The sequence below is a fragment of the Sphaerisporangium album genome (assembly GCF_003323745.1).
Classification (GTDB): Bacteria; Actinomycetota; Actinomycetes; order Streptosporangiales; family Streptosporangiaceae; genus Sphaerisporangium; species Sphaerisporangium album.
In genome coordinates, this window is sequence record NZ_QOIL01000001.1 from 593407 (window position 1) to 614839 (window position 21433).

Annotated in this window: 20 protein-coding genes; 8 read left to right on the forward strand and 12 right to left on the reverse strand. The window is 70.2% G+C overall.

The genetic code is table 11. The features are described 5' to 3' along the window. Positions 1 to 357: 357 nt before the first annotated feature. From DQ384_RS02570 to DQ384_RS02575, 3 genes are all read left to right on the forward strand, one after another. Entirely contained in the window at positions 358 to 897 is a 540-nt protein-coding gene (locus DQ384_RS02570) for a response regulator transcription factor (protein ID WP_147268608.1), read from the forward strand. A gap of 23 nt (positions 898 to 920) precedes the next feature. After that, positions 921 to 1061 carry a hypothetical protein gene (locus DQ384_RS40895; protein ID WP_181870978.1) on the forward strand — a complete coding sequence of 47 codons (141 nt, stop codon included), beginning with the start codon at positions 921 to 923 and terminating at the stop codon, positions 1059 to 1061. Between the two features lie 93 nt (positions 1062 to 1154). Beyond that, positions 1155 to 2078 (forward strand): DMT family transporter, encoded by a 924-nt coding sequence (locus DQ384_RS02575; protein ID WP_114026982.1) that lies wholly within the window; start codon positions 1155 to 1157, stop codon positions 2076 to 2078. On the opposite strand, the gene DQ384_RS02580 is transcribed toward DQ384_RS02575, so the two are convergent. The 3 genes from DQ384_RS02580 to DQ384_RS02590 are packed head-to-tail and all read right to left on the reverse strand — an operon-like array spanning position 2019 to position 6054. Beyond that, a complete protein-coding gene (locus tag DQ384_RS02580) occupies positions 2019 to 3455 on the reverse strand; it encodes a cation:proton antiporter domain-containing protein (protein WP_114026983.1) in 1437 nt (478 codons plus the stop codon). The two genes, DQ384_RS02575 and DQ384_RS02580, sit on opposite strands and share 60 nt — an antisense overlap. Further along, entirely contained in the window at positions 3455 to 4927 is a 1473-nt protein-coding gene (locus DQ384_RS02585; RefSeq protein ID WP_220182734.1) for an amino acid adenylation domain-containing protein, read from the reverse strand. Before DQ384_RS02585 ends, DQ384_RS02580 begins: the two co-directional genes overlap by 1 nt. Further along, positions 4927 to 6054, reverse strand: coding sequence for an acyl-CoA dehydrogenase family protein (locus tag DQ384_RS02590; protein ID WP_114026985.1), 1128 nt, complete (start codon positions 6052 to 6054; stop codon positions 4927 to 4929). The genes DQ384_RS02585 and DQ384_RS02590 overlap by 1 nt, the downstream gene beginning before the upstream one ends. 276 nt (positions 6055 to 6330) lie before the next feature. On the opposite strand from DQ384_RS02590, the gene DQ384_RS02595 reads away from it, so the two are divergent. Genes DQ384_RS02595 through DQ384_RS02615 form a run of 5 tightly spaced genes read left to right on the forward strand, consistent with a single transcriptional unit; the run spans position 6331 to position 10745 of the window. Further along, entirely contained in the window at positions 6331 to 6585 is a 255-nt protein-coding gene (locus DQ384_RS02595) for an acyl carrier protein (RefSeq protein ID WP_114026986.1), read from the forward strand. A gap of 48 nt (positions 6586 to 6633) precedes the next feature. Next, positions 6634 to 7977: an NAD(P)/FAD-dependent oxidoreductase gene (locus DQ384_RS02600; protein ID WP_114026987.1), complete on the forward strand. Its 1344-nt coding sequence runs from the start codon at positions 6634 to 6636 to the stop codon at positions 7975 to 7977. A 15-nt stretch (positions 7978 to 7992) separates the two neighbouring features. Next, on the forward strand, positions 7993 to 9354 hold the full coding sequence (locus tag DQ384_RS02605; RefSeq protein WP_114026988.1) for a TrpB-like pyridoxal phosphate-dependent enzyme: 1362 nt from the start codon (positions 7993 to 7995) through the stop codon (positions 9352 to 9354). A 1-nt stretch (position 9355) separates the two neighbouring features. After that, positions 9356 to 10339: an amidohydrolase family protein gene (locus DQ384_RS02610; protein ID WP_114026989.1), complete on the forward strand. Its 984-nt coding sequence runs from the start codon at positions 9356 to 9358 to the stop codon at positions 10337 to 10339. After that, the gene (locus tag DQ384_RS02615; protein ID WP_114026990.1) at positions 10323 to 10745 is read left to right on the forward strand and encodes a MaoC/PaaZ C-terminal domain-containing protein; all 423 of its coding nucleotides are present in this window, start codon (positions 10323 to 10325) and stop codon (positions 10743 to 10745) included. Before DQ384_RS02610 ends, DQ384_RS02615 begins: the two co-directional genes overlap by 17 nt. Before the next feature lie 150 nt (positions 10746 to 10895). Here the strand turns inward: DQ384_RS02615 and DQ384_RS02620 are convergent, their stop codons facing one another. From DQ384_RS02620 to DQ384_RS02660, 9 genes are all read right to left on the reverse strand, one after another. Next, on the reverse strand, positions 10896 to 12371 hold the full coding sequence (locus DQ384_RS02620) for an aminotransferase-like domain-containing protein (RefSeq protein ID WP_114026991.1): 1476 nt from the start codon (positions 12369 to 12371) through the stop codon (positions 10896 to 10898). 510 nt (positions 12372 to 12881) lie between these two features. Beyond that, positions 12882 to 14117 carry a carboxylate-amine ligase gene (locus DQ384_RS02630; protein WP_181870979.1) on the reverse strand — a complete coding sequence of 412 codons (1236 nt, stop codon included), beginning with the start codon at positions 14115 to 14117 and terminating at the stop codon, positions 12882 to 12884. Positions 14118 to 14268: 151 nt separating this feature from the next. Beyond that, positions 14269 to 14631: a DUF6300 family protein gene (locus tag DQ384_RS40900; RefSeq protein ID WP_342769352.1), complete on the reverse strand. Its 363-nt coding sequence runs from the start codon at positions 14629 to 14631 to the stop codon at positions 14269 to 14271. After that, on the reverse strand, positions 14628 to 18215 hold the full coding sequence (gene dnaE, locus DQ384_RS02635; protein ID WP_114026994.1) for a DNA polymerase III subunit alpha: 3588 nt from the start codon (positions 18213 to 18215) through the stop codon (positions 14628 to 14630). The genes DQ384_RS40900 and dnaE overlap by 4 nt, the downstream gene beginning before the upstream one ends. Before the next feature lie 166 nt (positions 18216 to 18381). After that, the gene (locus tag DQ384_RS02640) at positions 18382 to 18591 is read right to left on the reverse strand and encodes a hypothetical protein (RefSeq protein WP_114026995.1); all 210 of its coding nucleotides are present in this window, start codon (positions 18589 to 18591) and stop codon (positions 18382 to 18384) included. 32 nt (positions 18592 to 18623) lie between these two features. Beyond that, on the reverse strand, positions 18624 to 19184 hold the full coding sequence (locus DQ384_RS02645; protein WP_114026996.1) for a hypothetical protein: 561 nt from the start codon (positions 19182 to 19184) through the stop codon (positions 18624 to 18626). After that, entirely contained in the window at positions 19181 to 19834 is a 654-nt protein-coding gene (locus DQ384_RS02650; RefSeq protein ID WP_114026997.1) for a TIGR02466 family protein, read from the reverse strand. The genes DQ384_RS02645 and DQ384_RS02650 overlap by 4 nt, the downstream gene beginning before the upstream one ends. Beyond that, the gene (locus DQ384_RS02655) at positions 19831 to 20580 is read right to left on the reverse strand and encodes an aKG-HExxH-type peptide beta-hydroxylase (protein WP_114026998.1); all 750 of its coding nucleotides are present in this window, start codon (positions 20578 to 20580) and stop codon (positions 19831 to 19833) included. The genes DQ384_RS02650 and DQ384_RS02655 overlap by 4 nt, the downstream gene beginning before the upstream one ends. After that, entirely contained in the window at positions 20577 to 21284 is a 708-nt protein-coding gene (locus tag DQ384_RS02660) for a class I SAM-dependent methyltransferase (protein WP_114026999.1), read from the reverse strand. The genes DQ384_RS02655 and DQ384_RS02660 overlap by 4 nt, the downstream gene beginning before the upstream one ends. Between the last annotated feature and the right edge of the window lie 149 nt (positions 21285 to 21433).

A 21433-nucleotide genomic window follows, 5' to 3' on the forward strand; every position in this document is an offset into this window, starting at 1 on the left:
AATGGGATCGAATTCCCGTCCGTAAGGCGGAGGTCATTGATGCCTGTCCGCAACCGCTTCGCCGAGGGCGAAACTCTCTGGTGGGGGCCGTGTGAGCTGCGGTGATGTGCATGTGAACGGGTGAATTCACGGAAAAGTCTCCCTCTCGGGGTGACTTGGGGTATGGCACTAAATTTTCTGCCCAAACTCGGTAGATACAGCCATGATGCCTTTGTTGTATACATAAGGTATGACAAATCGGATGGTGGGGGCCTGTCCGCTACGCGATCCGGTAAGGACCGCAACCCCGGTGTCGTCCGCGGACGGAGGGGACGAGCGTCGCCGCCTCCCCGATTTCCCCGGCCCGACACGGTGACGATGAAAAATGGCGCACGAAAAAGGACGGTCCTGCTGGCCGAAAGCCGTACGCTGCTGCGGATCGGGTTGAAGGAGATCGTCCAGGAGGCCGGCGACATGGCCGTGACCGGCGAGACGACCGACACGGCCGACACGATCCGCGGCATCCGGGACCTTTCCCCCGAGATCGTCGTGACGGGCCCGCTCACCGACTGCGCCGACTCGATCGCGGCCGTCCGGAAGATCGCTGCGGAGGTCTCGCCCCGGCCTCCCCGCTTCCTCGCGCTCGTCGACGCCTGGGACGCGCGCTACCTCGACACGCCCGAGCCGGAGGTCGGCGGCCTGCTGTACACCAACGCGTCGGCCGAGGAACTGCGCGCCGCGATCCGCATGCTGTCCGCCGGGTACTCCTTCCTGGCCCCCGAGGCGCACCCGAGGAGGCCGCGCCCGCCCGCGCCGTCCGGTCTCAGGCCGCCGCCCGTCTCCGACATGACCGGCAGGGAGCTGGAGGTGCTGCGCCTGCTCGCCCGCGGCTACACCAACGCCGAGACCTCTCGCTGAGCGAGAGCACGGTCAAGTCGCACGTGCAGAACGTGCTGCACAAGAAGCACCTGCGCAACCGGGCGTCCGCCGTGATCTACGCCTACGAGACCGGCCTGACGAAGGTGGGGGAGAACAACGCGGCCCTGATGCGCCGGACATATCCGGATGACGACCGCAACTAGCCGACCGGCGCGCCGGGGCCTGCGGAGGCTCAGTCCATTTCGCGGCGCATTGGTACTTTCGCAGGGTCCGGCCACTTGCCACGATGGCAAGCCATGACGTCCATACGAGACGCGGCCGGTCGGCGGCGCGGCATGATCGGCGCGGCGACCGCGATGTTCTGCGTGGGAACGTTGACGGGGGTCTCACCCGCGCTCCACGCGTACCCGGTGTACGGCGGGCAGGCCGTGCGCTACGCGGCAGGCGCGATCCTGCTGTTCGCCGTGGCCCGGGCCAGGAGGCTGCCGCCCCTGCGGCTGAGCGCCCGCGAGGTGCTCCTGGTCGTGCTGCTCGCGCTGGTCGGGCTGGCGGCGTTCAACGTGTTCATCGTCGAGTCGACCCGGTACGCCGACCCCGCGATGGTGGGCACGATCGTGGCCACCGTCCCCATCATCTTCGCGCTCGCCACGCCGCTCATGGAGGGCAGGAGGCCGACCCCGCACGTCGTGGCGGCGGCGGTCCTGGTCGCCACGGGGGCGGCCGTCACGATCGGCCTGGGCGCGGCCACGCTCGTCGGCGTGCTGCTGGCGTTCGGCGCGCTCGGCGGCGAGGTGGGGTTCTCGCTGCTGGCGATCCCGCTGCTGCCGAGGCTCGGCGCGATCCGGGTGGCGGCCTACTCGGCCACCGCCGCCGTGCCGTTGCTGCTGGTGGCGGGCTTCGTGGTGGACGGGCCCGGCATGCTGCGCGCCCCCACGCTTCCCGAGGCGTCCGCGCTGGCCTACCTGGCGGTGGTGGTGACGGCGTTCGCGTTCTTCTGCTGGTACGACGCGCTGCCCCGGCTGGGACCCGAGCGGGCGGGCCTGTTCTCCGGCTTCCTCCCGCTCGGCACCATCATCGCCGCGCTCGTGCTGGGCACAGGCCGTCCGGGCTGGCCGGAGTTCCTCGGCGCGGCCCTGGTCGTCGGGGGACTGCTGCTCGGGCTACAGCCGGCGCGCGTGCCCGTGCCGGCGGGCGCGCAGCCGGTCGAGCAGCCCGAGTAGCGGCGCCGTCATCGCCGTGGTGACCAGCGCCATGACGACCAGGGCGACGAACAGCCGGTCGCCGATCAGCCCGAGGGCGAGGCCCAGGTTCAGCACCACCAGCTCGGTCAGGCCGCGGGCGTTGAGCAGCACGCCGAGGCCGGTGGAGTCGTGCCAGCTCAGCCCGGAGGACCGGGCCATCAGCATCGGCCCGGCGAGCTTGCCCAGCATCGCGACCACGATGACCAGCAGCGCGACGCCGACCAGCTCGGCGTCGAACCCGCTGCGCCACACGTCCATGCGCAGCCCGGTGCCCACGAAGAAGAACGGCAGCAACAGCGTGCCCGCGACCATGTCGATCTGGCCGGTGAGCCGGGTGAGGAGCCCGGCCGGGCAGCACAGGCCGTAGAGGAAGGCGCCGAAGATCGCGTGGATGCCGATCGCCGAGGTCGCCGCCGCCGACAGCAGCAGCCCCGCCAGCAGCACCAGCAGCCGCAACGGCTCGCCGCGTCCTTCCAGGGCGGTGAAGATCCGCTCCAGCCAGGGACGTCCGAGCCAGACCATGGCGACGCCGTACACGATCACGAGCAGGACGGTGAGCACGGCGCGGGCGGGGGTGTCGCGGCCCGCGATCGCGGTCATGGCCGCGATCAGGCACCACGCGACCACGTCGGCGATCGCGGCGCACAGCATGCTCAGCCGGCCGAGCATCGAGCGGAGCATGTCCCGCTCGGCCAGGATGCGGGCCAGCACGGGGAACGCGGTGATCGACAGCGCGGAGCCGAGGAACATCGCGAACACCACCGGGTCGGCCCGCGGCCCCGCCCAGTCCCGGTACAGCAGGATCGCCAGCAGCGCGCCGCCGAGGAAGGGGCCCGCCACCCCGGCGTGCGCGATCGCCATGGCGATCCGTCCCTGCCCCCTGAGCGAGGTCTGGCGAGACTCCTGGCCGACGACGAACATCAGCGCGATCAGCCCGAGGTCGGCCAGGCCCTGGAGGACGGGCCGCAGCTCGGGCGCGAAGAGCCAGCCGACGGCCTCGGGGGCGAGCGCGCCGAGCACCGACGGGCCCAGGCAGATGCCCGCGAAGATCTCGCCGACGACGGGGGGCTGTCCCAGGCGGCGGGCGAGCCGTCCGAAGACCTTCGCGGCCAGGATCACCATGGCGATCGAGACGAACAGCTGCACGGTGTGGTCGATCGGCGCCGTCCCGATCGCCGGCGTCGTCCCGCCCCGCCCGGACGCGCCGCTCACCGCGACCAGCAGCCCGAGCGCGATCACGGCCGGCACCACCGCGGTGAGCACGTAGACGAGGGTGGTGAACCCGCGGCGCGGGGGCGCGGCCGGCTCGGGCGAGCGGGGGCCGGCGTCCACGGCCCCCGTGGACAGGTGGCTCATCAGGCCTCCACCAGGAGCCGGCGGTGCACCTTGCCGGTCGGCGTGCGCGGCAGCGCGGCGACGTGCCGGACGGCGTCCACGATCATGTGGCGGGGCAGCGACGCCGCGCAGTGCCGCTTGACCTCCAGCAGGTCCGGGCCCCGGTCCCCGGCCGGGACCAGGTAGGCGACCAGCCGGGCGTCGATGCCGCTCCCGGTGACGACGACGGCCGCGTCGCTCACGGCGGGATGCCCCTGGAGCACCGCCTCGATCTCGCCGATCTCCACGCGGTGCCCGCGGATCTTGACCTGGCCGTCCCGCCTGCCGAGGAACACGTATTCGCCGTCCTCCTGCAGCACGACCCGGTCGCCGGTGGCGTACGGGCCGTCCTGCGGCGGGTGGCCCCAGTAGCCCAGCATCACCGTGGGCCCGTCGACGACCAGCTCGCCCTCCTCCCCGGGCGCGGCCGGGGATCCGTCCTCGCGGACGGCCCAGACGCGGTCGCCCGAGCAGGCGCGCCCGATCGGGACGGGGGAGACGCGGCCCGGGTCCAGCGCGACGACCTCGTGGAAGGTGCACACGTTGGTCTCGGTGGGACCGTACAGGTTGAGGAAGCGCACCCCGGGCAGGTGGTCGCGTAGGCGGCGCAGGTGCGTCACCGGGTAGGGCTCGCCGGCGAACAGCAGCGCCCGCAGGTCCTCGGGACGCGCGTCGAGCAGGCCGCCGTCACGGGCCATGAGGATCAGCGCCGAGGGCACCGAGTACCACACCGTGATGCGCCGCCCGACGAGGAAGTCGACCAGCAGGCGCGGCGCGTACGCCGTCTCCTGGGGGATGAGGTGCACCGACGCCCCGGCGGTGAAGGCCACGTACAGGTCCAGGACGGACAGGTCGAAGTGGAACGGGGCGTGGTTGGCGAACCGGTCGGACGCGGTCGCGTCCAGTTCTGCCGCCGCCCAGCCCACGAAGGCGAGCGCGTTGCGATGTGACAGGCACACCCCTTTGGGTACGCCGGTGGAACCTGAGGTGTAAAGGATGTACGCGAGGTCGTCGGGGGTTGCGTCGAGTCCGGAACCGGGCCCGGCGGCGGCGTCCGCGGCGTCCGCGGCCTCGCCTCGGGGGTCCTCGGTCAGGCAGGGGACGTCCACCCCGGCGGACTCCAGCGTCCGCCGCCGCGGCCCGGTGGTGACCACGACGCGCGGCGCGCAGTCCGTGACCAGGTGGACGGCCCGCTCGGCGGGGCTGAGCGGGTCGACGGGGACGTACGCGGCGCCGAGCCGCAGCACCGCCTGCATGGCGACCACCGCGCGGGCGGACTTGTCCAGCCACAGCGCCACGCGGTCCCCCCGCCGCACCCCCAGAGCGGCCAGCGCCCGCGCGACCCGGTCGGCCCCGGCGTCCAACTCGCCGTAGGTCAGGGTCGCGTCGGGCGCGACGACGGCGGGCGCCAGGGGAGTGCGGCGCGCGCTGTCGCGCACCAGCTCGTGCAGCATCACAGTCCCAGCTCCTTGGCGATCTGTTCGAGTTGGATCTCCGACGTCCCGGAGAACACGGTCGCCGGGAGCGCGTCCCTGAGCTCGCGCTCGATCCCGCCGCCCGCGCGGACCCCGGCCCCGGCGAAGATCTGCATCGCGTCCAGCCCCGCCTGGACCGCGCCCTCGCTGACGGCGAGCTTGGCCATCGCGATGTCCAGCACGGCGTGCTCGCCCCGGTCGAGCCGCCAGCACGCCTGCCAGAGCAGCAGCCGCGCGGCCTCCAGGCGCAGCCGCAGCCGCGCGATCCGGTGGGAGACCGCCTGGTTGCCGCCGATACGGCGGCCGAACTGGCGGCGCTCCGCGGCGTGCGCGACGCAGCGCTCCAGCAGGCGCTCGGTCCGCCCGAGGTAGGCGGCGAACAGGCAGGTGCGCTCCCAGCGCATCGAGGACTGGAAGATCGCCGCGCCCTGCCCCTCCCGGCCGAGGCGGTTCGCGGCCGGGACGCGGCAGCCGTCCAGCCACACCATCGCCGCCGGGCAGCTGTCCAGCCCGACCTTGGCGAACGGCTCGCCCACAGTAAGCCCGGGGGTGTCACGGCGGACGGCGAACGCGCTCAGCCCGAGGTGGCCGAACGCGGGGTCGGTCGAGGCGTAGACGGTGAACACGTCGGCGACGGGGGCGTTGCTCACGAAGGACTTGGCCCCCGTGATCACGTAGTCGCCGCCGTCCCGCACCGCCCGCGTGGTGATCGCGGTGACGTCGGAGCCGGCGTCCTCCTCGGTGATCGCGTTGGCGCCGATCAGCTCGCCCGAGCACAGGCCGGGCAGCGTCCGTTCCCGCAGCTCCGGGGCGCCGTGCTCGGCGACGGGCATCGCGCAGGCGAACAGGTGCGCCATCGTCGCGAACACCAGGCCCATGTCCGGGCAGCCCCGGCCGAACGCCTCGACGGTGCGCGCCGTGTCCAGGAAGCCGAGCCCTCCTCCGCCGTGCGCGGCCGGGACCGAGAGGCCGGTCAGCCCGAGCCCGGCGCACCGCTCCCAGTCCTCGCGGGAAAAGAATCCCTCTTTCACGTCGGGCCATGTGCGCGTCTCGTTCCAGACCAGCTCGTAGCGCTCCCGCTGTCCGGAATCCCAGGAGAAATCCACGTCCGGAAGCTTAGGATCGGCCCGTTTCCGCTGTCCTCATCATTCCTGGGGAAGACGCGCCCCGCCGTTGTGCCCGGGGCCGGGGGGAAATGCCGTCCTGCGGAGGTGGCCCCCCTCATTTGTGCCCCCTCATAAAGTACGGGCGGTCGTCGCGGGTGGTGGCCGTCCGGCGGGGCCGAAGTTCAGCATTTGTCATGAGGACAGCGCTGACCGGGGCTTCGTAGTCTCATGCCGGTGACCGTCCCGGTGGGTCACTTGTGAGACGGGAGTTGGTGAATGGACGAGTCGGAGGTCGCCGACGTACTCCGGAAGTATCTGACCGAGCGAATCCTCGACGCGACGGATGTCGCCATAGAGCCGGACACTCCGTTACTCGAATGGGGCATTCTCAATTCGCTCACCACCACGCGGCTCGTGGGTTTCGTCAGGGAGCATTTCGGAATCGAGATCCCCACCGAGGAAATGGTGGGCCAGAACTTCAAGGACCTGCGCAGCATCGGCAGGCTCGTCGCGGGCCTCGGCGCCGCGTGACCCTGCCCGGGTGTGCCCGCGGGCGTCTCAACGAGGGGAAGACCAATCATGTCCGGTGCTGACTTCGACGTGGCCGTGATCGGGGGCGGTCCGGCGGGATCGACCGTCGCCTCCTACCTGGCGCAGGCGGGCCTGTCCTGCGCGGTGTTCGAGAGTTCGCTCTTCCCTCGGGAGCACGTGGGCGAGTCGCTGATCCCCGCGACGACTCCGGTGCTGTCGGACATCGGCGCGCTGGAGAAGGTCGAGGCGGCCGGGTTCCCCAAGAAGTACGGCGCGGCGTGGACCTCGGCCGCCGAGGCGAAGATCCCCACCCTGGGCTTCGAGCTCTCGCACGGCTTCCGGGCCGCCGAGATCGAGTTCAACGAGCGCGACCAGGCCGGCGTCTCGCAGGATTACACCTACCACGTCGACCGTGGCCTGTTCGACCTGCTGCTCCTGCAGCACGCCGAGACGCGGGGGGCCAAGGTGTACGAGGGCATCCGCGTGCGGCGCGTCGACTTCGGCGAGCCCGAGCCGCAGGTGTTCTTCTCGATGGGCGGCCGGGAGATGGACGTGCGGGCGCGCATGGTCGTCGACGCCAGCGGGCGCAACACCTTCCTCGGCCGGCAGCTCAAGCTGAAGGTCTCCGACCCGGTCTTCAACCAGTACGCCGTCCACACCTGGTTCGACGGGCTCGACCGCACGGCCCTGGCGGTGAACAAGGAGCAGGCCGACTTCATCTTCATCCACTTCCTGCCCATCACCGACACCTGGGTGTGGCAGATCCCCATCACCGACACGGTCACCAGCGTCGGGGTGGTCACCCAGAAGAAGCACTTCAGCGACGCCGGCTCCGACTGGGAGACGTTCTTCTGGAAGTGCGTCGAAAGCCGCCCCGAGCTGGCCGAGGCGCTGCGCGCGAGCAGGCGGGTCCGGCCGTTCAAACCCGAGGGCGACTACAGCTACGCGATGCGGGAGATCTGCGGCGACGGCTGGCTGATGATCGGCGACGCGGCGCGCTTCGTCGACCCGATCTTCTCCAGCGGCGTCAGCGTCGCCATGAACGGGGCCAGGATCGCCTCCTACGACATCCTCGCCGCCGCCGAGAAGGGCGACTTCACCAAGCCCGCCTTCGCCGCGTACGAGGGCAAGCTCCGCAACGCCGTGAGCAACTGGTACGAGTTCATCTCCATCTACTACCGGCTGAACATCCTGTTCACGGCCTTCGTCGCGGACCCGAGATATCGCCTGGACGTCCTGAAGATGCTGCAGGGCGACGTCTACGACGGCGGTGAACCCGCCGCGCTGGTCAAGATGCGTGAGATCACCCGCCAGGTCGAGCAGAATCCCGACCACCTGTGGCACAAGCACCTCGGCACCCTGCGCGCCCCCAGCGCGGCCCCGCAGTTCTAGGACGGAAGGATCACGGTGAAGAAGTTCATCCTGACCGAGGACGAGCTCCCGCGGCAGTGGTACAACATCCTGCCCGACCTGCCCGCCCCGCTGCCGCCGTACCTGCACCCGGTGACCTACGAGCCGCTGCGGCCGGAGGACCTCGCGGCCCTGCTGCCGCAGGCCGTGATCGAGCAGGAGTTCTCGCCCGAGCGCTGGATCGACATCCCCGAGCAGGTGCGCGACATCTACCGGATGTGGCGTCCCTCGCCGCTGTGCCGGGCCGACCGGCTGGAGAAGGCGCTGGACACCCCGGCGAAGATCTACTTCAAGTTCGAGGGCGTCTCCCCGGCTGGCTCGCACAAGCCGAACACCGCCATCCCGCAGGTGTACTACAACGCCAGGGAGGGCGTGCGGCGGGTGACGACCGAGACGGGCGCGGGCCAGTGGGGCTCGGCCCTGTCCTTCGCGGGCAGCCTGTTCGACGTCGCCGTCACCGTCTACATGGTGCGGGCGTCCTACGAGCAGAAGCCCTACCGCCGCTCGCTCATGCACACCTGGGGCGCGGAGGTGTTCGCCTCGCCGAGCGAGCGCACCCAGGCGGGCCGCGACATCCTCGCCAAGGACGCCGAGTCGCCGGGCAGCCTCGGCATCGCCATCAGCGAGGCCGTCGAGGACGCGCTCGCCCACGACGACACCCGCTTCGCGCTCGGGTCGGCGATGAACCACGTCGTGCTGCACCAGACCGTCATCGGCCTGGAGGCCCGGCGCCAGTTCGAGCTGGCCGGCGACTACCCCGACGTCGTGATCGGCTGCGTCGGCGGCGGCTCCAACTTCTCGGGCCTGGCGTTCCCGTTCATGGCCGACCGGCTGTCCGGGGAGCGTCCCGGCACCCGGTTCGTGGCCGCCGAGCCGACGGCCTGCCCGACCCTCACCCGCGGCGCCTACGCCTACGACTACCCCGACGCGGCCGGGCTCGGCCCGCTGCTGCCCATGCGCACGGTCGGCCACGGCTTCATGCCCGCGCCGATCCACGCCGGTGGGCTGCGCTTCCACGGCGACGCCCCGACGATGTGCGCGCTGCACGACAAGGGGTACATCGAGGCGCGCGCCTACGAGCAGACCGAGGTGTTCGCCGAGGCCGTGCGGTTCGCCCGCCACGAGGGCTTCGTCATCGCCCCGGAGTCCGCGCACGCCCTGCGCGGCGCCGTCCAGGAGGCGCTGGCCGCCAAGGAGACGGGGGAGGAGCGCACGATCCTGTTCGGCCTGTCCGGGCACGGGCACTTCGACCTCGCCGCCTACGACTCCTACCTGGCGGGGAAGCTGGAGGACTACACGATCCCGCAGTCCCAGCTGGAGGCGGCGCTGAGCGAGCTGCCCAAGGCCGGGCGGCTCTGACGTGGCGGGCGGCTGGATCGACGTCCACCACCACGCCTACCACCCGCCGCTCGTCGCCGAGCTGCGGCGCCGCGGGGTGACGCACATGGCGCCGGGCGTCCCCCTGCCGGAGTGGACGGTCGCCGACTCGCTGCGGGTCATGGACGCGGGCGGCGTTCAGGCGGCGGTCCTGTCGATCCTGCTGCCCGACGCCGCGTACGGCCGGGGCGCGGCGTCGCTGGTCCGCCTCGCCAACGAGTGGACGGCCGGGACGGTGCGCGACCACCCCGGCAGGTTCGGCGCCCTCGCCGTCCTGCCCCTGCCGGACGTGGAGGCGAGCCTGGCCGAGATCGGCCACGCCCTGGACGTGCTCGGCATGGACGGCGTCGTGCTGCCCGCGAGCCTGGGCGACGGCCGGTACCTGGGCGACCCGGCCTTCGCCGAGGTCTTCGACGAGCTGGACCGGCGCCGGGCCGTGGTGTTCGTCCACCCGAACCCGAACTACCGGTGCTCGTGCGCGGGCGGCCCCGGGTTCGCGGCCGCAGTCCCGCCGCCGCTGGTCGACTTCGTGATGGACACCACGCGCGCGGTGGCGAACCTGATCTTCGGTGGCACGGTGGGACGCTGCCCTGGCGTCAGGTTCGTCCTCGCGCACGCGGGCGGCACCGTCCCGTACCTGGCCTGGCGGCTGGAGCTGGCCTCGACCTGGGTGCTTCCGGACGCCCGCGCGGACGTCGCCGGGGCGGTGCGCGCGTTCTACTACGAGACCGCGCAGGCCGCCTCGCCCGCGACGCTCGCCTGCCTGCGGGAGGTGACCGGCCGGGAGAACATCCTGTTCGGGACGGACTACCCGTTCATGAAGGACGAGGTCGTCACGGCCACCCTGCGGCACCTGCGGGACGTCCCCGACGTGGATTTCACCGGCAACGCGCTCGCCCTCTTCCCCCGGCTGGCGGCGCGGCTCGGACGGCTGGGCACGGGAGCCGCGGATGCCGCGCGCCTTTGAGGACTTCCGGATCGGCGACGTCTTCGACCTGGGCGCGCGCAAGGTCACCCACGAGGAGATCGTCCGGTTCGCGCGGGAGTACGACCCCCAGCCCCGCCACCTCGGCGGCGGCGACCTCATCGCCAGCGGCTGGCACGTGACCGCCATGTTCATGCGGCTCTACGCCGACGAGGTGCTGCGGCACGCCGACGCCGAGGTCTCGCCCGGCGTCGACGAGCTGCGGTGGCTCAGGCCCGTCCGGCCCGGGGACGTCCTCACCGGACGGGTGACCGTGCTCGGCGCGGCCGCCTCCCTGACCAGGCCGGACTGCGGCGTCCTGCAGCAGCGCGGCGAGTTCCTCGACCAGGAGGACCGGCCGGTCATGCGGGTCGTGCTCTACGGGCTGATGCGCCGGCGCGGGAGCTGAGCCCGTCCGCACCGGCGCGGGGCCGGACCCGTCCGCACCCGCCGGACCCGTCCGCACCCGCCGGACCCGCTCGCACCGGCGCGGGGCCGCACCCGCTCGCACCGCTGCGGGGCAGGACCCGCCGCCCACACCGGCGGGGGCCGAGCCCGTTCACACGACCACCTGGGTGGCCGGGGCGGGGCCGTGCCGTTCGAACTCCGCCCAGGCCCTGGCCAGCCGGTCGACCAGCTCGTCCAGGACCTCGGGGGCGAAGGTGAACGGCAGCCGTATGTGATTGGCGTGCCCGCCGCCGGGGTCCATCGCCCCGCCGGGCACCACGTCCACGCCGTGCCGCACCGCCACCTGGGCGAACGCCGTGGCGTCCACGCCCGGCAGCTCCACCCACAGGGCGCCCCCGCCGTCGGGACGCCGCCAGCGCCAGCCCGGCAGCCGCGCGCGCAGCAGGGCGTCGACGTGGTCGAGCTGCTCGCCGAGCTCCTTGGCCCGCGCCGCCAGGATCTCCTCCAGCCGGGGCAGCAGCCGCGCCGCGAGCGCCTGGTCGAGCACCGGGCTGGCGATGTCGGCGAGGACCTTGCGGCGGGCCAGCCGCTGCACGATCTCGGCCGGGCCGCGCACCCAGCCGATGCGCAGCCCGCCCCACACGGCCTTGGCCAGCGAGCCGAGGGAGAGCATCTCCGCGCGCGCGGGCGCGTACGCCGCCAGCGGCGCCGGGACGGCCTCCGACTCGGGGTGGTAGGTCATGTAGGCGTTGTCCTCCAGGACGGGCACCTCGTGCTCGGCGGCCAGCTCGGCGATCCGGCGCCGCCGCGTCGCCGACATGAGCAGGCCGGTCGGGTTGTGGTAGGTCGGCATGAGGTAGAGCAGGGCGGGCTTGCGTTCGCGCAGCAGGGCGGCGACCGCGCCGATCTCGGGCCCCTCGTCGTCCAGCGGGACGGTCGCGAGCCGGGCGCCCGCGGCGCGGAACACGTCCAGGCAGCCCGGCCAGTTCGGTGACTCCACCACCACCGTCGCCCCCGGCCGGACGTACAGCTCGGTCACCAGCACGAGCCCCTGGTGCGCGCCCGTCGTGACCAGGATCTCGTCCTGTGCGGTGGGCAGCCCGGCGCCGGTGAGGTGGGCCGCGATGGCCTCGCGCAGCGCGGGCAGCCCGGAGGGGTGGTAGCCGGGGCCGGCCAGCAGCTCGTCCAGGTCGTCGCGGACCAGCTCGCGCAGCGCCACAGCGAGCTCCGGCGCGGCCCCGCCCGCCGCCACCGCGATGGAGATCAGCTCGCCTGGGCCGTCGATCAGCCGCTGGAAGATCGTGACGGCGGTGCCGCCGGGGACGCGCCCGTCGGCCGTCGGAGGCCGCACCTTGACGTCCCTGGCGATCCTGGTGCCGCTGCCCTGGCGGCTCACCAGCAGGCTGCGCGCGCGCAGCTCCTCGTAGGCTGCCACGACGGTCGCCCTGCTCACGCGCAGCGTCTGCGCCAGCTTCCGCTCGGACGGCAGCCGGTCGCCGGGGAGCAGCGCGCCGTCCTCGACGGCCCCGCCGATCGCGTTCGCCAGGCGACGGTAGAGGGGGCCGCGGCCCGTCGCCCAGTCACCCAGGAGCGTGACGACATCACGTTCGGTAGAAATCCGGTCCATTCCGCCTTCTATTGGATCTGGCTAGTCCGTCCAAAGATGTCAAGGCTGGATGGCATAGGCAAGGAAGTGGACTGGAAATGACCAATCTCCTGATTCTCCTGGCCGCGGCCGCGTTCCTGGCCCTGGCCGGCCCGCGCTTCGGCGCCGACACCCGCGACGGCCGCGACTGGGCCCCCGCCGACCCCGTGCCCCCGCGCCACGAGACCGCCCCGCCCGTGACCGGCGCCGCGATCCGCACCCCGATCGGTGCCGCCCTCAGCCCCGGGGGCCGCGGCGAGGCCGCCCGGGAGCACGTCGCCCGGCGGCGGACGCCGCCCGCGCCCTCCGGCGGCCACCGGCCGAGGACGAAAAGGGCGTCGCCGGGATCCGCGACATCCTGTCCTTCGCGTCGTCCCTCACGGCGTACGCCGCGGCGTCGATCATGGCGGCGCGGACGCGGGCGGGCGGGCCCCGGTAGAAGCCCCGGCAGAACAGGACGTGGAACGCAGCGCCCGGAGGACGCCCCTCGTGTCAGGCGTCCCCGGACTCCAGGGCGAAGGCGTCGGCCACCCGTGCCGCCCCCGCGGCGACGTCGCCGGTCCCGATCAGGGTTCGCTGGCGCTCGGCGCCGGTGCCCGTGCGGTCCAGGTCCGCGAGCAGCCTGTCCACCTCGGGTTCGTCGCCCACCTCCCGCAGGGCCGGGCGGATCCGGGCCAGCATCTCCTCCAGGATCGCGCGGGCGGGCACCTGCTCGCCCGTCCTCGGGTGCACGCCGGTGCCGTTCAGGCCGTAGCGGGCGGCGGACCACAGGGCGGCCCTGAGGATCTGGTCCTCGTCCTCGGCGGGCGGCGCGTCGCCGCCCCCGGCGATCTCGGCGCAGGCGGTGCGGACCAGCGCGCGGCTCAGCGCCGCCTGCAGGACCGCCTCGTCCACGGTCGCCGCGACGTCCGCCGCGCGGAGCTCCACCGTGGGGAAGCGGGCCGAGGGCCGGGCCAGCCAGTACGGGTGGGCGGTGGCGACCAGCGCGCCGCTGCGGTGCAGCATGCCGGTGACCTGGTCGTAGTGCGCGGCGGAGGCGAAACGCGGGGGGATGTCGGTGGCGGGCCAGCGCGAGAGGGCGACGGTGCGCCAGCTTTCGTACCCGGTGTCGGCGCCCTCGCAGAAGGGGGAGTTGGCCGACAGCGCCAGCAGCGTGGGCAGCCAGGGCCGCAGGCGGTTGACGACCTCCACGGCCATCTCGCGGTCGGCCACCCCGACGTGGACGTGACAGCCGCACGTCTCCTGCTGGGTGACCAGCAGGCCGTAGAGATCGCGCATCTCGCGGTAGCGCTTCTTGTCCGACACGTCGCGGGGCGCGCGCGGGCGGCCCACCGGCGTCCCCGTCGCGACCACCCGCACCCCGGCCCGCGCCGCCGCGCGCGCCAGCCGGGCCCTGGACGACCTCAGCAGCGTGCGCAGCTCGGCCAGGGTCGTGCAGACGGGGGAGACCGACTCCATCATGGAGGCCAGCAACTCGATCTTGAACTCGGCCCCGGGAGCCTGCGAGCCGTCCGGGCCGACGAGGCCGGCCATCACCCGCGCGTTCGCGAGGACGGGGCCGCCGTCCCCCGGACCGGCGAGCAGGAACTCCTCCTCGACACCGAGCGTCCACCCGTCCCGCCCGGCGGGCCGGAGGGACTCCCCGGGTTCCGCCCGGACAGGGGGAGCGTGGCCGGTCGAGGCGGCGGGAAAGCGCTGGACTGGCGGGTCTTCCGACTCTTCATCCATCGAACGCCAGTCTAGACCGGCGCCGCCCGGCCGCCGATGGCCGTTCCAGGCCGCCGGCCGGGCTCTTCCCGAGGTTCCGGGGCCCGGACGTGCCGTGGGGGCTCGTCCGGGCGCCCGGGTGCCCGCTACGTCGATCAAGGACGGACAGAGGCTAAAGGCTGCCTTCTCGCCATGCTTTGAACTCGGCTTCCAGAGCGGATTCGTTGAGAACAGGGACTCTGGCGGCCGACGCCCAGGCATGAATGAATTCAGCGGCCTCCATCAGGTTCTCGTCGGTGATCTCCGCGTTCACGGTGAACCAAGCGATCAGGGCACCGGCTTCGGGTTGGCCGATATCGCAGCGCGGACAGAGGACGACGGTGATGACACCCATTACGGTTTCGTTGCGCGCGTTGACCAGATTGTGCGGGACTCGGGCGGACAGAATGCCGGCTCTTCCGCACCGTCCGCATTCAGGGGGGTCGGTTGACTGGACCACCTCGACGGAGCGGGGAGTAAGCGGATCTCCTGTCACGGTGCGACCAGCGCGTTTGCACCCAGCAGGACCTTGATGTCCCCCGCGAATGCCCCGTTGTTGATGTTCACCGTGTAGTCGGGTAGCGCGACAAGGCTGATTTTGCGGTTGAGGCGTTCCACGCGGAGGCGGACTGGTGTGTCGCCGGGGTGCGACGTCAGGATTCGTTTGAGTTCGTTGACCAGGTCCAGGTTCACGCGTTCTTCGCGTAGCGAGATCACGATGGGTTCGGGCCCGTCTTCCTGGACTCCGGAGATGTCAAGGAATGTGATGTCGGTGGCGTTGAACGAGACGGTGGCATCTTCGCCGTCGCCGCGTGCGCGGATCCGGCCTGTGACGGAGACGACCAGGTCGGGTGCGAGGTTGCTCCCGTACAACTGGTAAGTCTGGGGAAAGCAGGGGACCTCGATGGAGGCGTCGTGGTCCTCGATCTTGAGGATGGCCCACACGTCGCCCTTCTTGGTGACCTTCTTGTCGACGCCGGAGATGATTCCGGCGATGCGGACGTTGCCGAACCCTGCCTGGCCGTCGAGCACTTGGGCGATGGTCAGGTCGCGGTTGCGTTCCAGGATGCGTTCCGCGCCGTTGAGCGGGTGGTCGGAGACGTAGAGGCCGAGCATCTCTCGCTCGAAGGAGAGTTTGGTCTTCTTGTCCCACTCGCCCTCGGGGACCGCGATATGAAAGACATTGCCCATTTCGCTGTCGTCAGGGTCGTCGAACGCGCCGAACAGCGAGTCTTGGCCCAAGGCCTCTTTGCGCTTGACGTCGATGACCGCGTCTATGGCCTGCTCGTGGATGTGGACCAGGGCCCGGCGGGGGTGGCCGAGCCCGTCGAACGCGCCGGCTTTGATGAGCGATTCGATGGTGCGCTTGTTGCAGACGACCTGTGGCACCTTCGTGAGGAAATCATTGAAGTCGGTGTAGGCGCCCTTTGATTTGCGGGTGGTGATGACGCCGTTGATGGCGTTTTCCCCGACGTTCTGAATCGCGCCGAGCCCGAACCTGACGTCATCGCCGACGGCGCTGAAACGCAGCCCGGACTCGTTGACGTCGGGCGGCAGGACCTTCACCTTCATGCGGCGGCATTCAGCGAGGTAGAGCGCCATCCGGTCCTTGTTGGTGCCGACCGAGGTGAGAAGCGCTGCCATGTACTCGGCCGGGTAGTTGGCCTTGAGGTAGGCGGTCCAGTAGGAGACGAGTCCGTAGCCGGCGGTGTGGGACTTGTTGAATCCGTAGGAGCTGAATGGTTCCAGGACGTCCCAGACGGCCTTGGCGGCCTCCTTGGTGTACCCCTTGGCGATCATTCCGGAGGAGAAGGTGGCCCATTGCTTGTCCATCTCCTCCTTCTTCTTCTTTCCCATGGCACGGCGCAGGATGTCGGCGCCGCCGAGGGTGTATCCGGCCAGTTGCTGGGCGATGGCCATGACCTGCTCCTGGTAGACGACCAGGTGGTAGGTGGTGCCCAGGATCGGCTCAAGGGCTTCCTTGAGCGAGGGGTGAATCGGGGTGATCTCCTGCTGGCCGGCCTTGCGCAGCGCGTAGTTGGTGTGGGCGTTGGCGCCCATCGGACCAGGACGGCCCAGTGCCAGGACCGACGAGATGTCTTCGAATCGGGCCGGGGCGATGAGTTTGGTGAGGTCGCGCATCATCGAGCTGTCGAGCTGGAACACCCCCAGGGTGTCACCGCGCGCCAGTAGCTCGTATGTCTTTTGGTCGTCCAGCGACAGGGACAGCATGTCCAGGTCGATGCCGCGGTTGTCCTTGACGTTCTGGACGGCGTCACCGATGACGGTCAGGTTGCGCAGGCCGAGGAAGTCCATCTTCAGCGCGCCCATGTTCTCGCTGCTGGGCCCGTCGAATCCGGTGATGCGGGCGCCGTCGTCGGGCCGCATGAAAATCGGCATCACATCGATCAGGGGCTGGGAGGACAAGATGACCCCTGCGGCGTGCACGCCGGTGCCTCGGGTCAGCCCCTCCAGGCCGAGCGCGGTGTCGATGACCCGCTTGACGTCCTGGTCTTCCTCGTACAGCTTGCGAAGCTCGGTCGCCTCGGGGTACCGGGGGTGCTTCTCGTCGAAGATTCCGGTGAGCGGGATCTCCTTGCCCATGACAGCGGGTGGGAACGCCTTGGTGATCTTCTCGCCGATCATGAAGGGGTAGCCGAGAACGCGAGCCGCGTCCTTGACCGCCGCCTTCGATTTGATCGTCATGTAGGTGATGATCAGTGAGACGTTGTCCTCACCGTATTTCTCCGTGACGTATCGGATCATGTCGCCGCGCCTACGCTCGTCGAAGTCGAGGTCGACATCCGGCATGGAGATACGTTCGGGGTTCAGGAACCGCTCGAACAGCAGGGAGTGTTCGATGGGGTCGAGTTCGGTGATGCCGGTGACGTAGGCCACCATGGATCCGGTGGCCGATCCTCGGCCGGGGCCGATCCAGATGCCGTTGTCGCGCGCGTACTGACAGATGTCGGCGACGACGAGGAAGTAGCCGGGGAACCCCATGCCCTCGATGACGCCGAGCTCGTAGTCGATCCGTTCCATGACATCAGCGGGTACGGGGTCGCCATACCGGCGTACCGCGCCACGGTAGGCCTCCTTGCGGAGCCAGCTCATCTCGGTCTCCCCCTCGGGGACCGGGAACTTGGCGGCAAGGTCGCGGTGGGCGAACACCTCGTCATAGGGCTCGACACGCTCGGCGATCAGCAGCGTGTTCTTGCAGCCCTGGGCCCATATCTCCGAGTCGTCAAGGGCCCACATCTCCTCGGCGGAGCGTACGTAGTAGCCGTTTCCGGAGAAGCGGAAGCGGCTCGGGTCGCTGATCTGGGAGTTGGTACCGACGCAGAGCAATGCGTCGTGTGCGGTGGACTGGTCCTCGGTGACGTAGTGGGAGTCGTTGGTGACAAGCGGCGGGATGCCGAGGGTCTCGCCGATCCGCAGTAGGTCCTTGCGGACTCCCGTCTCGATCGGAATCCCGCCATGATCCATGATCTCCAGGAAGTAGTTGTCCCTTCCGAAGATCTCCTGGTACTTGGCGGCGTGTTCCAGCGCTTTGTCGTACTGGCCGAGCCGGAGCCGGGTCTGTACCGCGCCGGACGGGCAGCCTGTGGTGGCGACGATCCCTTCGTGGTACTCCGCGAACAACTCATCGTCCATGCGGGGGTACTTCTTCATGTGGCCCTGGAGGGAGGCCAGTGAAGAGATTCGGAACAGGTTGCGCAGGCCTTGGGCGTTGACCGCCCACATCGTCTTGTGCAGATAGGTGCCGCTGGCGGACACGTCGCCGCCCAGCCCGGTCCGCTCGTCAGACTTGCGCTGGTGGGGTTCTCCCCAGAACACCGGCTGCTTGTAGAAGCGCGACTCGGGACTGACATAACCCTCGATCCCGATGATCGGCTTCACCCCGGCGGCCTTCATCTTCGCCTGGAACTCGTAGGCACCGAACATGTTGCCGTGATCGCTCATCGCGATCGCGGGCATCCCCAGCTCAGCCGCTCTCGACGCCAACTTACCGATCTTCGCCGCCCCGTCCAGCATCGAGTATTCAGTGTGAACATGCAGGTGAACGAACGAATCAGCCACGGGAGACTTGACCTTTCCGCTGGGGCCGGTGGGGCGCTTGAGGCAAGCCAACTCTATCGACCGAGCACCTGTGGCCGACCACTCCCGCCTAGAAAGGCATGATCGAGAACGCGGCTGGGCCCCGCAGCCGACCGGCCGCGGGGCCCAGATGACGGCGGGGCGTCGGTCAGGTGGCGGAGTGTGTCAGGGCCACGGTGGTGGCGGTCCGCAGAGCGAAGTTGTCCTGCATCCCCTTGTCGCAGGCGGTCTCGGGGGCGATGAGGCCCTTGCGGGTGGCCTCCAGGAAGGCCGCGGTGTCGTCCGGGTCAAGGCCGAGACCGAGTCCCGGGCCCTCCAATCGCAGACTGGTGGCGGCCCTCTCGTTGGGCTGGGTCATGATGGTCTTCCTTTCTGTGAGGCCCGGTCGGATCACCGGGAGCAGGTGGCCACGGCGACGACGAGCGACTGGCCGTGCTCGACCGGAACGATCGAGTAGGTGAGCCAGCCGGGGGCGACGGCCAAGGCGCCTGGGACGGGCCTGATGAGTACCTGCCGTCCCCACGGGAGTCCGGGCATCGCGGTCAGGTCGCTGCCGGCGCGAGGGTCTGCCAGTGACAGGCAGCCCGATTCGGCGGTCGAGGGAGCGGCGGTGGCGGACAGACAGCACCAGCCGACGTACGGGGAAACGTCGGCGGCGGCGGGTACGCCGTGGCCCTCCCGCCAGCCTTGGATCCGAACGGTCACCGACGTGACCGGCGGTGCTCCGTCCATGTCGGCGGTGGCGTTGAACGTGCTCAGGAAAACCGCTTCCAACGCGGCCTGGTCCGCGACGAACAGTTCGGGGTCGAGGTCCTCGCAGATCGGACCTTTCTCGGGCAGTCGCGCGTCGGCATGGATGATTCCCCGCAGGTCGGCCTCATCCACGAACACCGTGGTACCCCAGAGGAACTGGACGGGCGCGGCGCTCAGCGGGGACAGCAGGGCCGTCATCTCATCCCCGTCCAATCCTTGTCGTAGGCCACGTTCCAGGCGATGCAGATACGGCGCCCTCCACCGGTGAGGGTGGCTTGGACCGAGTGCGGCAGCCATCCGGGGAAGGCGACCATCCGCCCAGGTGTCGGTTCGACCCGGAACACGCCCTCGGAGGCTTCCCTGGCGATCGCGGCGGGGCGCGGGTCGAGCAGTTGCAGGTAGCCCGCGTCCCCGGTCCCGCCCGCGTCGCCTGATTCGACGTAGTACACGCCAGACCAAGCCGAGTCATGGTGGGTGTGCGGGCGAAGGCTGCCGCCCTCGGCGTAGACGACGGTCCATGCCTCGGCGATCACGCCCTGGGTGACTTCTCCGGCCGCGTCGCCGAGTACCGCGGCGGTCAGCGTGGACACGGCGCCCATGATCTGGGTCTTGAACCAGTCGACGGCCGGGTGCTCCCAGCTCAGGATGTCCTGGTTGGCCTTGGTCGCTGAGATCACGCCGAAGTTGGAGGCCTCGGGGTCGGTCACGGTTCGTGTCACGATGAGATCGCGCAGAGCCTCGTTGAATTCTCCGGCGCCGGGAAGGTCGGCTATGTACAACGGGCTCTTCCATAGCGACATCGGTTTGATGCCGATGTCGCTATGGGCGGACACGGTGGTGCTACTCATGCAACCTCCTTGAGATGACGGGCGATGTCGCGGCCGAGATCGGTCAGGTCATCGGCGATCTGGTCCAGCAAGGCCAGGCACCCCGCTTGGTAGGCCGCAAGCCTCTCCAGACGGCCCTCGGGTGCGTCGCCCGCCTCGGCGTAGAGGCGGGTGAGGACAGCGGCGACGTGAGCCGCCCCCAGCACCTCAGAAGGCGATCGGTTGGCGGTTCCGGACGGCAAAGTAACCGGTCGCGCCGAAGGCAGTTCGATCCGCCACAGCTCTTCCATCAGGTAAAGCCACTGATGGGCCAGTTCGTGGGTGATCTGTTCGCGCAGTTCGAGCGGGGTGGCGAATGCGTCCTCGGCGAGAAGGACGTGTTGCGGCCACGCCCTGGACGACGCGGATATCGCGCCGTTCGGGACGTGCAGGCAGGCATAGCGGACCGGCAGCGTGGTCAAGGCTGTCCACGTTGGGATTAGAGAGCCCAGTTCCGTCAACGCTCCGTTCACCTGGTCCTTCTGGACGGGAGCCAGGGGTATGGCAGGGATCGGTTGCCCCCCGCCCAGAAGCAGAGCTCCTGAAGGCGCGAGCCAGGTCTCGAGGGCGTTATCCGTGATCCGGCCGGCCTTCCCTTGTCTTTCGGCAGTGACGTGGCGGGCTGCCGCCACCGCTGCCAGCAGCCGTTTGGCCGCGAACTCCTCATCCAGGAACGGCAGGCCGCCGAGCAGCGCCAGCGGGTCGGACAGGTCGTAGGTCAACGTCATGCGGGAGCCTCCAAGACCAGGTCGTGGCCGGTCAGCGCCGGATGGCGGTCGAGTGGATCGGCGTCCAAACCGATTACGGTGAGCCCTGTTCCGGACCGACGCCCAACCTGAAGGCAGGGCAACGGCCATGGGGCATTGGGATCGGGGATCCAGTAGCGCGTGGGTGGAGAAGGCATCACGGCGAAGACCGCTGCGTTGCAAGCCCGTCCGGCGTAGGTGTCGAACGAGAACCGATGGTGACCAATGTCGAAATCGTCGACCAGAACGACTCCTCGGGCGACGGCGGCCAGCTCGGCGTCCAACGGCCACCGAATCTCCCAATGCGCGTCCAGATAGATCAACGGCCGCTCGTGCAGGCGAGTGATCTTCTCGACTAGCCCGGGAGAATCAACGCACGACACCAGGACGTTCCGGCAGCCCGCCGCAGCCAGCCGACGACGGGTGAACTCCACGTGCTTGGCCACGATGTCGCAGCTGTAGACCGGCAGATTGGGATAACGGGCAGCCAGATAACGTGTGGTGTCCCCCAGAAAACACCCCGTCTCCAGGATGGCGTCGCATTCATAGGCGGCTAGCAGGTCATCGACCAACAAGGCCTTCGTGACATCGAACCCGAACGGACCCCCGCCGTCCGGCAAACGGATCGCACCTGCTCGCTCCACGCGATAGAAGACCTCCAGGGTCGCCTGCACATGGCCCTTCATCGAGGCACCTCTTTCGTCGTTCGGGACTGTAAAACTAACGGCGGATCTGATGATCAAGGGAGACACGCTTGATGTCCGAGACCGCTGCGGAGACGCTGTCCATGAACGAACCGACATCCAAGCCCCACCGCGCAATGTCAGATGAGCAG

Bases quoted from the DNA above. Each gene is read 5' to 3' on its own strand.
- DQ384_RS02595 (WP_114026986.1), top strand. From the start codon at position 6,331: ATGGACGAGTCGGAGGTCGCCGACGTACTCCGGAAGTATCTGACCGAG.
- DQ384_RS02575 (WP_114026982.1), top strand. From the start codon at position 1,155: ATGACGTCCATACGAGACGCGGCCGGTCGGCGGCGCGGCATGATCGGC.
- DQ384_RS02630 (WP_181870979.1), bottom strand. From the start codon at position 14,117: ATGGATGAAGAGTCGGAAGACCCGCCAGTCCAGCGCTTTCCCGCCGCC.
- DQ384_RS02600 (WP_114026987.1), top strand. From the start codon at position 6,634: ATGTCCGGTGCTGACTTCGACGTGGCCGTGATCGGGGGCGGTCCGGCG.
- DQ384_RS02620 (WP_114026991.1), bottom strand. From the start codon at position 12,371: ATGGACCGGATTTCTACCGAACGTGATGTCGTCACGCTCCTGGGTGAC.
- DQ384_RS02640 (WP_114026995.1), bottom strand. From the start codon at position 18,591: ATGACCCAGCCCAACGAGAGGGCCGCCACCAGTCTGCGATTGGAGGGC.
- DQ384_RS02655 (WP_114026998.1), bottom strand. From the start codon at position 20,580: ATGACGTTGACCTACGACCTGTCCGACCCGCTGGCGCTGCTCGGCGGC.
- DQ384_RS02580 (WP_114026983.1), bottom strand. From the start codon at position 3,455: ATGAGCCACCTGTCCACGGGGGCCGTGGACGCCGGCCCCCGCTCGCCC.
- DQ384_RS02615 (WP_114026990.1), top strand. From the start codon at position 10,323: ATGCCGCGCGCCTTTGAGGACTTCCGGATCGGCGACGTCTTCGACCTG.
- DQ384_RS02660 (WP_114026999.1), bottom strand. From the start codon at position 21,284: ATGAAGGGCCATGTGCAGGCGACCCTGGAGGTCTTCTATCGCGTGGAG.
- DQ384_RS02570 (WP_147268608.1), top strand. From the start codon at position 358: ATGAAAAATGGCGCACGAAAAAGGACGGTCCTGCTGGCCGAAAGCCGT.
- DQ384_RS02585 (WP_220182734.1), bottom strand. From the start codon at position 4,927: ATGCTGCACGAGCTGGTGCGCGACAGCGCGCGCCGCACTCCCCTGGCG.
- DQ384_RS02650 (WP_114026997.1), bottom strand. From the start codon at position 19,834: ATGAGTAGCACCACCGTGTCCGCCCATAGCGACATCGGCATCAAACCG.
- DQ384_RS02645 (WP_114026996.1), bottom strand. From the start codon at position 19,184: ATGACGGCCCTGCTGTCCCCGCTGAGCGCCGCGCCCGTCCAGTTCCTC.